The sequence below is a fragment of the Oceanobacillus sp. NCCP-135 genome, assembly GCF_059698015.1.
The window spans coordinates 12553-25865 of record NZ_BAAKSZ010000027.1 but is presented as its reverse complement, the minus strand read 5'-3'; the positions used below and the strand labels follow the sequence as shown (position 1 = coordinate 25865).

Annotated in this window: 13 protein-coding genes and 1 pseudogene; all 14 read right to left on the bottom strand. The window is 37.3% G+C overall.

Annotated elements, in window-relative coordinates; translation table 11 throughout:
- Positions 1-48: 48 nt before the first annotated feature.
- Positions 49-257: pseudogene (locus AC6HVZ_RS15935) on the bottom strand (SDR family NAD(P)-dependent oxidoreductase); the annotation flags it as partial.
- Positions 258-360: 103 nt separating this feature from the next.
- Positions 361-1866, bottom strand: coding sequence for an acyl-CoA synthetase (locus tag AC6HVZ_RS15930; RefSeq protein WP_497559168.1), 1506 nt, complete (start codon positions 1864-1866; stop codon positions 361-363).
- 260 nt (positions 1867-2126) lie between these two features.
- Complete coding sequence (gene fabG / locus AC6HVZ_RS15925) at positions 2127-2870, bottom strand: 3-oxoacyl-ACP reductase FabG (protein ID WP_497559167.1); 744 nt, start codon at positions 2868-2870, stop codon at positions 2127-2129.
- 224 nt (positions 2871-3094) lie between these two features.
- Positions 3095-3985 carry an intracellular short-chain-length polyhydroxyalkanoate depolymerase gene (gene phaZ / locus AC6HVZ_RS15920; RefSeq protein ID WP_497559166.1) on the bottom strand — a complete coding sequence of 297 codons (891 nt, stop codon included), beginning with the start codon at positions 3983-3985 and terminating at the stop codon, positions 3095-3097.
- 16 nt (positions 3986-4001) lie between these two features.
- Positions 4002-5012, bottom strand: coding sequence for a 3-oxoacyl-ACP synthase (locus AC6HVZ_RS15915; protein WP_497559165.1), 1011 nt, complete (start codon positions 5010-5012; stop codon positions 4002-4004).
- Between the two features lie 19 nt (positions 5013-5031).
- Positions 5032-6030 carry a branched-chain amino acid ABC transporter permease gene (locus AC6HVZ_RS15910; RefSeq protein ID WP_497559164.1) on the bottom strand — a complete coding sequence of 333 codons (999 nt, stop codon included), beginning with the start codon at positions 6028-6030 and terminating at the stop codon, positions 5032-5034.
- Positions 6031-6034: 4 nt separating this feature from the next.
- The gene (locus tag AC6HVZ_RS15905) at positions 6035-6895 is read right to left on the bottom strand and encodes a branched-chain amino acid ABC transporter permease (protein WP_497559163.1); all 861 of its coding nucleotides are present in this window, start codon (positions 6893-6895) and stop codon (positions 6035-6037) included.
- A gap of 14 nt (positions 6896-6909) precedes the next feature.
- On the bottom strand, positions 6910-7617 hold the full coding sequence (locus tag AC6HVZ_RS15900; protein ID WP_497559162.1) for an ABC transporter ATP-binding protein: 708 nt from the start codon (positions 7615-7617) through the stop codon (positions 6910-6912).
- Between the two features lies 1 nt (position 7618).
- A complete protein-coding gene (locus tag AC6HVZ_RS15895; RefSeq protein WP_497559161.1) occupies positions 7619-8368 on the bottom strand; it encodes an ABC transporter ATP-binding protein in 750 nt (249 codons plus the stop codon).
- Positions 8369-8452: 84 nt separating this feature from the next.
- On the bottom strand, positions 8453-9664 hold the full coding sequence (locus AC6HVZ_RS15890) for a substrate-binding domain-containing protein (RefSeq protein ID WP_497559160.1): 1212 nt from the start codon (positions 9662-9664) through the stop codon (positions 8453-8455).
- 85 nt (positions 9665-9749) lie between these two features.
- Complete coding sequence (locus AC6HVZ_RS15885) at positions 9750-10748, bottom strand: 3-oxoacyl-ACP synthase (protein WP_497559159.1); 999 nt, start codon at positions 10746-10748, stop codon at positions 9750-9752.
- Entirely contained in the window at positions 10745-11158 is a 414-nt protein-coding gene (locus tag AC6HVZ_RS15880; protein WP_497559158.1) for a MaoC family dehydratase, read from the bottom strand. The genes AC6HVZ_RS15885 and AC6HVZ_RS15880 overlap by 4 nt, the downstream gene beginning before the upstream one ends.
- A 6-nt stretch (positions 11159-11164) precedes the next feature.
- Complete coding sequence (locus AC6HVZ_RS15875; protein ID WP_497559157.1) at positions 11165-12655, bottom strand: AMP-binding protein; 1491 nt, start codon at positions 12653-12655, stop codon at positions 11165-11167.
- Positions 12656-13261: a TetR/AcrR family transcriptional regulator gene (locus tag AC6HVZ_RS15870; RefSeq protein ID WP_497559156.1), complete on the bottom strand. Its 606-nt coding sequence runs from the start codon at positions 13259-13261 to the stop codon at positions 12656-12658. It abuts the gene before it with no gap.
- Between the last annotated feature and the right edge of the window lie 52 nt (positions 13262-13313).

The window sequence follows — 13313 nt, the reverse complement described above, 5'->3', positions numbered from 1 at the left end:
CAAACCTATTATTTTCCCGTACTTTGTGAAAGATCCAAAAAAAGCATAAATATTTGTTTGAAAGTCGCATCCCATTGCGCTGTAGAAATATCAGCTAAACTATTTTGTACGAATTGTACACCGTGATTATTTACTAATATATCAAGCCTACCGAAATGACTAATCGTTTGCCCAACAACATTTTGGCAATACTGTTGATTCCGCAAATCCCCAACAATCAGCAAACAGCTCCTGCCTAATTCTTCAATTCTATGTTTCATCGATAAGCATCCCCATCTTCGTAGGACAATAAACTTTATCATTGAAAGAATAACCTTTATATCAAAAGCTTATATAAAGTATTAAAAGCACCATCCCCTGCTAAAGGATCGTGCTATCTTTATACTTCATTACGCTTTCTTTTAATGCTTCTTTATTAATTTTTCCAACATGGGTTTTTGGCAGCTCATTTAAGAAGTAAAATTCCTTAGGCACCTTGTATCGGGTTAATTTCTGTTTGCAGTAGGTATCCAGATCTGCAGCAGTCATATTCATTTTAGGAACAACAAATGCCGCAAGTCTCTCCCCCCACTTCTCATCAGGCAAACCAATCACCGCAGCTTCATCAATAGCTTCATGGGATTCTAGCCAATGCTCCACTTCCAGCGGGTAAACATTTTCCCCACCAGTGATAATCATATCTTTCTTTCTGCCAACAATATAGACATATCCTTCTTGATCCTGTCTCGCAAGATCACCTGTATGCACCCACCCGTCAATGATTGTTTCGGCTGTTTGTTTTGGTTTATTCCAGTAAAATTCAAAAGCATGATTTCCTCGCAACAATAATTCACCCACTTCATCAGCATTTGCCTGGAAGCCATCATCCCTAATAATTTTTATATCATTGAAAATCATTGGTTTTCCAACTGAACCTAATTTTACTGTAGTATCATCAGGGTCTATGTGAAAATTATTCGGACCAGCTTCCGTCAATCCATAGCCCTCTTTAAAAGCAATTCCCTTTTTAGAAAAGGCTTCATATATTTTATGTGGGCATGGTGCTCCTCCTGATACAAAGACTTTCATATCCGGAAAAGTAGTTGATTTAAAATTTTTCGTTTGAATCATCATATGATACATTGTCGGCACAAATAGCGCAACCGTGCATTTATATTTAATTAGATCCTCCACTGCTTTCTCCGGATTAAATTCGGAAGCGATAACTACCTTTCCACCAACTAATAATAATGGCAAAGAGTATACATTTAATCCTCCAGTATGAAACATTGGCAAACATGTCAATGTTGTATCATCATTATTCAAGTTCCAGCTAATAATGGTGTTAAGAGCATTCCACACAATTGAACGATGGGATAACACAACACCTTTCGGGCGCCCGGTTGTCCCCCCGGTATAAATCATAGCAAGTGGATCTGCTTCTTTTATCAATAGTTCTGAAGCAGGATTTTCAGCATGTAAACGATCCAAATAGTTTTTTTCATTGATCATAATTAAATCAGCATTTGGTTTTATAGATTCTATCTTTTTATGATATAACGAATCAATTCCTATAATTTTCGGGTTACAGTCATTTATGACATATTCCATTTCAGCTTCTGCCAATCGCCAATTTAATGGTACAAAAATAGCTCCAATTTTCATGGATGCAAAAAAGAAATCAAAATAGCTTATATGATTCGGAGCAAGCAGCGCAATACGATCTCCCTTTTGAACTCCATTTTGTGAAAAAAAAGCTGCCAGTTTCTCTGTACGTTGATACAGCTGTACATATGTCCATGATTCATTTGTTTGTGAGTTAATAACTGCTACCTTATTCGGTGTCAGCTTTACTCGACTTATAAACCAGTTTATATCATAATGCACCCTTACCACTCTCCCTAAGCACTAACCACCAATTATGTTCTATGGATAGTGTAATGAAAAAGAGTTACAAGGCAGTTACATTCACTTAGCTTTAAGTTTTATTGTTGTCACTCCTGCTCCGATTTTGCTTTGTGATATATACTTTCCGACAGATATATTCATTCTGCAGGCGATATTTCCACTCTCAAGCAATTTAGTTTTTTTAAAACAAAAAGAAGCTATCTCCACAATAAGAACAGCTCCTTTTACAGATTTAAATTCTACATCATGATTCCACCATCCACATGTAGCACATGTCCATTTACATAATCAGACTCATTCGATGCTAGAAATAAATAAGCATTCGCTATATCTTGAGGTTTACCCAGACGCTGCATTGGAATTTGTGCTTTCATTTGTTCAATTATTTTATCCGGAACACCTTCCACCATGCGTGTCTCTGTAAATCCAGGCGCAACTGCATTTACATTAATTCCCTTACGTGCAAGCTCCTTCGCCCATGTCTTAGTCATACCGATAATACCTGATTTAGCTGCAGCATAATTTGTTTGGCCAACATTTCCATAGACTCCGGAAACGGATGAGGTACTGATAATCTTTCCTCGTCCTTGTTCAACCATAGAAGGCAACACTGCTTGTGTACAGTTAAAAACCCCGGTTAAATTAACATCAATCACTTGCTTAAATTGCTCTGTTGTCATTTTAGAAAGCATCGCATCTCTTGTGATTCCTGCATTATTTATTAAAATATCGATCCTGCCAAATTCATTTTTAACCTTACTCGCCAATGCATCCACACTGTCCTTATCCGCTACATTTACTTGAATAAATGTACAATTCAACCCTTCTTCAGCAAGTTCCCTTTCACTTTCCAACCCTTTTTCTTTCGCAAAATCCGCTATAATAACTTTTGCTCCTTCATGCGCAAATATGCGAGCAGCCTCTAAGCCAATCCCATTTGCAGCTCCTGTAATAATTGCTACTTTATTCTGTAATCTATTCATCTATGAAAGCTCCTTTATCTGTTTTTTAGAAAACTTGGCATTCATTAAAGGGATTCTTTGAAAACGCTATTTATTTTCTTAGAAACCCATACTTTGGAGTGCAAGCCTCTTGAGTTGGACTTTAGTTCAAGCGAAAAATAGTTTTCGTCCGCAACTTGAATTCGCTCCGAAGTATTACTTATTCTCTTATGTTCAAATATAATATAATTTATTTATTATCTTTACTACCGAAAGAAATCTTCCATTACATTCAATAGCTGATCAAGATCATCAATTAGCGGAGAATGACCACACCCTTTTAACTCTTTATAAACAGCTTTCTCACCATAATCTTCTATTAATTCCTCTGTCATTTGTTTTGTCACGACCATGTCATTTTCACCCGATGTAATCATCACAGGAATGTCAATGTGTTTCAATTTATCTTCACCTTCAGTTAGCCCATTATGAACAGTGCTTAGGTTGAAGGTGTTTAATGCCTGATAGCATTCTGCGAGATTTCGCTGTGTTGTCATGTCCTCTAAATATTTCTGATATCTTTGTGGATCTGGTTTATTGTTTACATAGATTAACATATCCCACAATTGCTTAAGAAAATCATAATTTAATGTATCGTAAGCTGTTTGAACGATATTCCTTTTATCATCCTTCAGCATTTCTTCTAGTGTAGTTACTCTGTTAGAGGTATCTGGAAGTCCGTCCTCACCAGTTGGATAATGAGGATATCCCCGTGAAGATGCCGAAACGAGTAGAAACAGGTGATTACAAAAACCTGGGTGGTCTGCACAAAACTGCTGACAAACAGCTCCACCGAGTGACCAACCCGCCAAATTGAAATCACGAAGCCCCAGTTCATCAACAAACAACTTCAGATCATTGCTAAAATCCTGCATGGAAGAAATCGGCTGATGATAGCTGGATTCCCCGAATCCTCTTAAATCTATAGCATAGACTTTAAAGTTACTGGATAGACTTTCGATGACAACATCCCAATGAACAGATGAAGTCATATTCCCATGCACCAGCACAACAACTTCTTCTCCTCCCTCACGTTCCCGATACGCCATTACCTCTCCATTTGTTAGTGAAACTTTTTTTAAAGATACATTAGCCATCTCAATAGACCTCCTTCTATTTTCCCCATTTTATAACATTTGCTCCCCAAGCATATCCAATACCTGCTGATACCAAGACGACAATATCACCATCCTTTAATTTTCCTTGTTGCTGGGCAAGCTCCAGTGAAATGATTTGATCAAACTGACCGATGTGACCATAGTTTTCCAGATAAATAGATTTGTCATGGTCAACACCAAGCTGCTCTAATACGTATGTATGTGCCGATCGTTTCATATGAAGCATGGCAACATAGTTAATATCCGTCTTTGAATATCCGCTCTTATCCAATGCTTTTTCGATACATTTAATAAAATTGGTCATTGACTTTTCTTCCAATCGCCGCTTCATCCCTGGAGGATCTAGCACATCAAGCTGGTATAATCCCGCATCTATTGTTTCTTTCGTAATGGGGTTTTTCGTACCACCTGTTGTAACGACCACATCTTCGGAAAAGGAACCATCTGTAATCATATGTGTTTCGAGTAAACGATTCTTCTCATGTCCTTTTTGAAGAATCATAGATCCACCACCTGCCCCCAAATTAAACATAAAGCGGGTTCGCGAATTTCTATAGTTAATAAAATCAACGTTACGATAGCCTCCAGCTAAGAGTACTGTATTAATATCCTCGTCAGCCATCATCATATTTTTAGCAATCTTTAATGCCATAATGGTTGTTCCGCACCGTAATGCCGTGTCAAATGCCCATGCATTAACTGCGCCGATTTCCTGCTGAAGTTTTATTCCTGCTGTCCATAGAGGATATTCTTTATGTTCTTCTCCAATATAGATAACCAGATCAATAGACTTTGGATCAATAGCCGCTTTATCTATAGCTTTCTTGGCTGCATGAATCCCCATAAGTGCTGTGTGGTCATGTTCACCTGGTATCGCCTTTTCCTTAATACCTAACCTTTTTTCAACAACATCTATCGGAAGTCCTGCTTGTTTTGCCAATTCCCCTGAAGACATTCGCTCTTCTGGTATATACATTCCCGTACTGACAATTCCAATGGATTTCATATATCATCCAGCCCCTTTTTTACTTCTTCTTTGATTTTAAATTACTGCGTAGTCCCCCTAATGAACGATTGGAAAATCTTGATTGCAATGTTCCTACAATACCGAGTGGAAAAAAAATAACTACTAAAATATAAACCGTTCCATAAAGGATGATCCATCGTTCAAATATCCAATGAACATCAGCTAAATCAGATAACCAATGGTGTGCAAATTCAACTAAACCTGCACCAATAATCGGACCAATTAATGTGCCAACTCCACCAATGATCGTCATTAAGAGCACATCAATGGTTAAGTCAGTAGAAAAAACACCGGTATTTACAAAACGGAGGGAAATCGCATACAAGACACCGGCAAAGCTTGCAACCACTCCTGCAACTACACTGGCAATAACCTTATAATGCACTACCTTATACCCTAATGATTCTGTACGGTTTTCATTTTCCCTAATAGCCATCAATACTCTTCCAAATGGAGATTTGGTAAAGCGTCTCAGTCCGAAGAAAATCAGAATTAAGGAAATCAGACTGAGCATATACTGGTTTTGTGAGTCTCGCAGCAAGTCTGGCAGGTTAAATGTAAATCCATCATTTCCTCCTGTAACCGATCTCCACTTTTCAGCAGCTACAAGAAATAAACCCGCAAGCGCCAGCGTCAACATGGCATAAAAGTGACTTTTTAACCTCAATGTCAGTATCCCTACAATTAAACTTAAAATAGCAGCTAAAATCACAGCTATCACAATTCCTAATACAAAAGAAAACAGCGTAGCGTCCAACCGATCCATCGTAACAGCCGTTGAATAAGCACCTATTCCAAAAAACATAACATGACCAAATGAAATAATCCCTGTATAACCAAGTAATATGTCATAACTCATCGCAAAGATAGCAAAGATAAATATTTGGATAATAATAAATTGCATGCTTCTGCCTGTCACAATAAATGGAACAATAAATAATAGCAAACTGATGCCAATATAGATCCATGTACTCTTCTCTATTCTTGTTATGTTCATTTTCTCACCCCTTCACCCTAAACAAGCCTTGTGGTCTGAATATGAGAACAACTGTCATCAATAGCATATTTACCGCTAACGAAAGCGAAGGAACATAATAAGCCATAAATGCTTGTGCCAAACCTACTAAAATTGCAGCAAATAAAGATCCTGGAAAGCTCCCCATACCACCAATAACCACTACAATAAAAGCAAGTATAGAGAATTCCAATCCCATTTCTGCATAGATAACACCCGAGTATGAAGCATGCAACATACCACTTAAAGCTGCCATAGCAGCCCCAACCATGAATACGAGCATAAATACAAGTTTTATATTAATCCCCAGGGATTGAACCATTTCTTTGTTCATTACACCCGCCCGAACGATCAGACCTATACGGGTACGTTTCAAGATATATGTGGCGACGAAAAAGATAAGAAAGCCGATTACGATAATAAAAAGTCTATATTTTATTAAAACTATATCACCAACCATAAAGCTTCCACTTAGAAATTCTGGTGGGAAAACTGCCTTTTGATTTGGTCCAAACACTACTTTTATTAATTCTTGTAACACTAGCATGAAGCCGAGCGTAATTAAAATTTGTTGAATATGATTACCATATACAGGTCTGATAATCAACTTTTCAGTCACAAGCCCAAGTAATAAACCTGTTGCGATCGCTACAATTATTCCCACTATAAAACTACCGCTCACTTGATAACTCCACACACCTGTATAAGCCCCCCATATAAACAGACCACCATGAGCAAAGTTTAGTACGCTCATTAATCCGAATATGAGTGTTAATCCAGCAGCAAGGAGGAAGATTAACATACCTGTCGCAAGGCCATTGATTACTAAGCTAATAATTAAATCCATTCTTATCCCCCTCCCTACGAAATACCAAGGTACTTTTTCTTAAGTTCTTTATCTTCCTTTAACTCCTCCATTTTCCCGCTATGAACCGACCTTCCATCATCAACAATGTAAAATTGATTCCCAATTCGGCTCGCCATTAAGAAATTCTGTTCTACCAATAAAATGGTTGTTTGTTCCTTCATTTGTTGAATGGATTCCGTAACTTTATCAACAATAATTGGAGCTAGCCCTTTACTTGGTTCATCAATTAACAATAGATCATTCTCATTGACATATGCCCGTGCTATTGCCAGCATTTGTTTTTGACCGCCACTTAATTGACCTCCTGGCTTATTCCAAAACTTTTTCAAATCAGGAAATAGCTCAAGTACCCATTCCATTCGTTTTGTTGTTTCTTCATCTTCTTTTTTCATAGCCACTCTTATATTTTCTCCTACCGTCAATTCACCGAATATGCCTTGATCCTCTGGTACATAACCAATTCCTTTATTTGCAATCTGATGGGGATTAAGATTACTAATTTCTTCACCCTTAAATGTGATCGACCCTTTGGAATTTTGGTTTAAACCCATAATCGTACGTAGTGTAGTCGTTTTCCCCGCACCATTTCTTCCAAGCAAAACGGTAACTTCTCCCTTAGGAATATCAAAGAAAACGTCATGTAAAATAAGATATTTTTGAATATAAGCTTCTATATGATCCAATTGAAGTAAGCTGCTCATTTTAAGCACCTCCCAAATAAGCGGACTGAACCGTTTCATTTTCAACAATCTCCTCAGGCGTCCCTTGTGCAATTAATTCACCATGGTACAAAACAAGCACTTCATCAGACATCCCCATGATCATATCCATTTTATGCTCAATCAGTACAATGGTCCGATCCTCAGTTTCTTTAATTTTCGTTATCACATCAATGATGGCTGGGACTTCTTCCAGCGACATTCCTGCCGTTGGTTCATCCAATAATAAAACTTCCGTATCCAATGCCAAAAGCATGGCTATCTCTAATTTCCGCTTTTCTCCATGAGCCAAATTAACTGCGATAGACTTTGCCTTATGTTTCAGAAAAACCTTTTCCAATAATTCATAGGCTTTCTCTTCAAATTGCTTGTAGTGCAGGAAATGAGCAATCATTTGATAACGAACATTTGCCTGGGATTGTACTGCTAGGCGGACATTTTCCAGGACAGTTAAATTTGGAAATACATTGGTGATCTGAAATGATCTTCCTATTCCCATTCGTGACCGTTCTGTCGTAGATAACTTTGTAATTTCCTTGTCTTTAAAATAAATAGAACCATCTGTCGGAGATAATTGCCCACTGAGTAGATTAAAAAAAGTGGTTTTTCCTGCTCCATTCGGTCCAATAATCGAAATAAACTTTTTTTCGATTATTTTTACCGAAACGGAATTTACAGCAACATGTCCACCAAAAGCTATTGATAAGTCTTTTGTTTCCAATATTGCATTCATCGTTTTCCCCCTCATGCTAGGTAAAACAAACCCTTACCTCATATGTTTTGGCTGTTTTGGCAAGGGTCGTGTCTTAGCTACTCATTACTCATTCATTATTGGTGGTGCTGTTTCCTCCGGTGTTAATACTTGTTTTAAAACTGGAACTGGATAATCAAATTCATCACTTTCCTCGAGTGTTACCGAATACATTTCCTGTAAAGCCTGATGATCTTCTACACGGAATGTCATCGTTCCCTTCGGTGTTTCAAAACTCATTCCTTCCATTGTTTGAATTAATGTATCTGCACTCGTATCACCATCTGTCTGTTCAAGTGCCTCCACAATCGAAAGTGCAGCACTCATTCCACCAGCTGTAAATAAGTCAGGTACTTCACCATCAAACCTTTCTTTATGTTCCTCTATTAACCAATCATTTACCTCGTTATCCGGCAGGGTATGATAATAGAGCGTGAAGCCTTCCATACCAATTAATGGACTCATAGAAGGAAGGGTTGCAATATCAGCTACACCTGTAGTTACTTTAATCCCTTGTTCCTCTACTTTCATATCCACAATTTGATTCCATGGTGTATTCGCTCCTGACCAAACAACATAAAGATAATCTGGATCTGCTTCAATTACTTTTTGAATATTAGCAGTGAAATCTGTAGCCTCTGGGGAAGCATATTCCTCGTGTACAAGTTCAGCCCCTAATTCTTCTGCTGCAGTAATAAATGCTTTCGCACCATCATGGCCAAATGAATAATCGGGTGCCAGTGTTGCTATCTTTACTCCTTCACCAGCAACAGCTGCCGCTGCTGCAACTGCATCCTGCGATGAATTCCTTGCCGTCCTAAAAATGTAATCATTGTATTCCGAACCAGTAATACTGTCAGCCGCAGCTGGTTCTATAATCATAACTTTTTCATATTCTTCGGCTAATGGAGTTACAGCCAGCGTATCTCCTGAACTTGAAGATCCTACTAGAAAATCCACTTCCTCATCTTCAAGAAGACTTAATGCAGCTTCTCTCGCTACTGTCGGATCTGTTTCAGTATCTTTAAAAATATATTCTATTTTCTTCCCCGCAACTTCCATTGTTCCATCTGTGGCATAGTCCATTCCTAATTCAAAACCCTTTTTCGTCTGTGCTCCGTATGTTTCCAGTGCACCTGTTTGTGAATAAAGCACACCAATTTTAATCGTTTCCTCTCCTGAATCACCACCAGATACTTCTTCACTATCTCCACATGCAGCCAATATGCCAATGAACAAAACGATTATAAATAAACTAAGTATGCGACTTATCTTCATTTTATATTGCCCCCTCTTTTATTAATTGTTCTCCTAAAAGCAATCATAATTTTTTAAAGTTACAACCAAGTTACAAACATGTTTTTTATCCAAACCATCGTATGGCTGTTGCTGCCCATGTATAACCTGTTCCAGCAGAGACTATCACTGCAACGTCACCTTTTTTGAGCAATCCAGCTACTTCAGCAATGTGTAGACCGTAGCATGGATCAAGTGCGGACATATGCCCATTATGAGTTAAATAAACAGCTTGATCCTCTGACAGTCCTACACCGGAAAGCATTTCCCTAAACATTGATTTTTTCGTATGAAGTGGTAAAAGTACTTTCAATTCCTCAAGGGCTACTCCGCTCATTTTTAATGCTTGTTTAATCACTTTCACAAAGTTAGGTATGGATACTGGATCTAACTTTTTCTTCATACTTGCTGGATTTGGCACATCAATAAAATGCATCTTTTCATTTACAACTTCTGAACTGACCGGATTCGCGGAACCACCTCCTGGCATGAGAACATCCTGACTAAACGAGCCATCTGTAATGATGGAAGAAGCAAGGATCTCACTTTTTACAGCGTCTTTTGTTATCAAAGCAGCTGCTCCACCATCAGCAAAATTAAACATGAATCGTGAACGGGGATTGTCATAATTAAGAATCATTGATTCCTTTGATCCGCCTACGAGCAAAATAGTTTTTAAATTATCATCTGAATAAAGCATATCCTTCGCAACTTTTACAGCTATCGGAAAACATGAACTAACATTCATCATTTCAAATGCGTAGGCATTTGATGTTTTTAGTTCATATTGTATCTTTGAAGAAGCTGTCCAAATCTGATAATCCTTGAAAGGGCTTCCAAAATAAATAACAACATCAATCGTTGTAGGATCTACTTCACTTAAAATCTTTCTTCCTGCAGCAATTGCTAAATCCGAAGCATGCATACTCTTAGGAGCGATTCTTTTTTCATATAAACCAAACTTTTCTATAATGACCTGTTCTGGAATTGATGTTTTAAGTGCCAGATCTTTTGCCGTTTCTTTTAATTCCGGTTCATAGATACTCGTTACTTGAATTCCAATCATACGTTTAACTCCTTCTTTGGCAGTTTCATTACTCCCTCACCATCCAGGACAATGACGTTATTTTGATTCATACAAGTTGTTTTTAATGTTAATAATCTTTTCTCTTTATCTATCTCAATTATTTCAGCATGTGCAGTTATTGTGTCTCCAATATATACCGGCTTGGTAAACGTCAGTGTTTGGGATACATAGATAGAACCTGGTCCTGGCAGATGCATTCCAAGTAATCTTGACAGAAAGCTAGCAGTCAGCAGGCCATGACTGATTCTTTCATAAAAAAATGTATTTTTTGCATATTCTTTATCAACATGAATCGGATTATAATCTCCGCTAAGTCCAGCAAATAATATAAAATCAGTTTCCGTTACTGTTCTTGAGAAGCTTTCTGTTTGTCCAATTGAGAAATTCAAATGTAATCACCTCGAGATCAAATTTCTGCCCAACTCTTGTTTATCAATTTTTCCGGTTGCGTTTTTTGGAAGACTGTCTATTATCATTATTTTTTTGGGTATTTTATATTTTGCTAACTTTGTTATGCAATGGGATTGAATTTCTTCTTCCCTTAACACGCCATTACGATTTAATGAAACAAAAGCAATTGGAATCTCCCCCCATTTATCATCCTCTGTACCAATAACGGCAACTTCATTAATTTGCGGCAGTTCTTTTATAATTTGTTCAACTTCTAATGGATAAATATTCTCCCCACCTGAAATAATCATATCTTTCTTTCTTCCGGCAACGTAAATAAATCCTTCATTATCCTGTCTCATTAAGTCACCTGAATAAAACCAGCCATCACGAATCGATTCATTTGTTTTTTCCGGGAGTCCCCAATATTCTTTCATTACATTGGAACCTTTTATGAGCAATTCTCCGATTTCTCCTCTTTTAACTGGGTTCCCTTCATAATCGACAATGGATATATCACAAAACATAACCGGTTTTCCAATCGAACCGACTTTTCTTTTATAATCCTCTTTAGACAGCATAAATATTGTCGGAGATGTTTCTGTCATCCCCATGCCTTGACCAAAAGGTAACCCTCTGTCAATAAATGCTTCAATTAATTCTTTCGGACAAGGTGCTCCACCACTATAGAACCATCTTACAGATTCAAAATCTGCTGATTCAAAAGCAGGATGTTTTCGAATTGCGTCATGGATAACTGGCACCCCCATCACAATTGTTACGTTATAGTCTTCAATCATACGTATTGTCATTACAGGATCAAATTTTCCAGGGATAATAACAGTCCCCCCAGCAAGTAATACTGGAAATGCAAATAATCCAATTCCACCGATATGAAATAATGGCAGCAGCACATTTACGATGTCTTTCGATGTGATATCAATTGCATATTGATTATTAATTGCATTCCAAAACATATTCGCCTGTGTTAAAACTGCACCCTTAGGTCTGCCAGTTGTCCCTGATGTATAGCAAATAATAAAGGGATCATTTTCAACATCAATTTGTACACTTTTTGCTTTTTGATCCGGAATAGCTTCATTTGCATCAAAGGAGACAGCGCTTTCAAATTTAGCATGGTTGCAAATACCATTGAAAAGCTCTTCTGTTTTTTCTTCATAAAAAATACATTTTGCACCACTGTCGTTTACTTGAAAAGCTAATTCAGAAACAGTAAGTCGAATATTTAATGGTACTGCGATCAACCCTAATTGTGCGATTGCAAAATAAGAAATCATAAATTCTTCGCGATTTTGTGATAGAATAGCTACTCTATCCCCCTTTTGCAGAAGATATTTATTTTGCAGCATTGCAGCCATAAGATTAATTTTTTTTGAAAATTCCTGATACGTATATTGATTAGCTTCACTAATTAAAGCCACTCGATCTGGTGTTATAAAGGATCGTTTATGAATCCAGTAGGAAATAGCCTCCATTTACTTCACCTCCTTTTGACCTAATCCATTAAAGATTACTTCCATTGCTTCATCAAATACTTCATCTGGAACTAATTCCTCTTCCCATAGAACCCAACGCATACCAATAAACTGACCAATCCCCATTAAACAATAGGCAACTGCTTCCGGATTTAACACTTTGCATTCTTGATTATCAATAGCTTCTTCAATCGATTTAATAAATCCATTTGCGATTTTCTCGTAATACCAGCGATAGAGGTCTTTATCAACTAATACCGACTGCTGTACAATACTATACAAATTACGATGGTCAGCCACCCATTTAAAAAAAGCTAAGTAACCTGCTCGCTGTTTTTCTTCAAATGTTATTTTTTCTTCCATTGCAATTTTTATTTGATAACGAAAACTGGAACTCAATTGATAGATCAGTTCATCATAGACTGCTTTTTTTGTAGGAAAATAATTATAAAATGTCCCTTGTGCAACACCAGCCTTTACAGTTATTTCAACAATTGAAGCTTCAAAATATCCCTTTTCCCCAATAATTTCTTCCGCTGTATCTAAAATCTTCTTCCTTGTCTTCATACCTTTTGTAGTCAATTGATTTCCGTTAATAACTGACATATGATTCACCTCTCAGTTTTAGATTATACAAAAGTTTCTAACAATTAGCAAG

What these genes read in the sequence shown, in the direction of transcription:
- fabG (WP_497559167.1), bottom strand. Translation starts at nt 2,870, where the DNA reads ATGAATAGATTACAGAATAAAGTAGCAATTATTACAGGAGCTGCAAAT.
- AC6HVZ_RS15900 (WP_497559162.1), bottom strand. Translation starts at nt 7,617, where the DNA reads ATGAGCAGCTTACTTCAATTGGATCATATAGAAGCTTATATTCAAAAA.
- AC6HVZ_RS15875 (WP_497559157.1), bottom strand. Translation starts at nt 12,655, where the DNA reads ATGGAGGCTATTTCCTACTGGATTCATAAACGATCCTTTATAACACCA.
- AC6HVZ_RS15895 (WP_497559161.1), bottom strand. Translation starts at nt 8,368, where the DNA reads ATGAATGCAATATTGGAAACAAAAGACTTATCAATAGCTTTTGGTGGA.
- phaZ (WP_497559166.1), bottom strand. Translation starts at nt 3,985, where the DNA reads ATGGCTAATGTATCTTTAAAAAAAGTTTCACTAACAAATGGAGAGGTA.
- AC6HVZ_RS15915 (WP_497559165.1), bottom strand. Translation starts at nt 5,012, where the DNA reads ATGAAATCCATTGGAATTGTCAGTACGGGAATGTATATACCAGAAGAG.
- AC6HVZ_RS15905 (WP_497559163.1), bottom strand. Translation starts at nt 6,895, where the DNA reads ATGGATTTAATTATTAGCTTAGTAATCAATGGCCTTGCGACAGGTATG.
- AC6HVZ_RS15910 (WP_497559164.1), bottom strand. Translation starts at nt 6,030, where the DNA reads ATGAACATAACAAGAATAGAGAAGAGTACATGGATCTATATTGGCATC.
- AC6HVZ_RS15890 (WP_497559160.1), bottom strand. Translation starts at nt 9,664, where the DNA reads ATGAAGATAAGTCGCATACTTAGTTTATTTATAATCGTTTTGTTCATT.
- AC6HVZ_RS15870 (WP_497559156.1), bottom strand. Translation starts at nt 13,261, where the DNA reads ATGTCAGTTATTAACGGAAATCAATTGACTACAAAAGGTATGAAGACA.
- AC6HVZ_RS15885 (WP_497559159.1), bottom strand. Translation starts at nt 10,748, where the DNA reads ATGATTGGAATTCAAGTAACGAGTATCTATGAACCGGAATTAAAAGAA.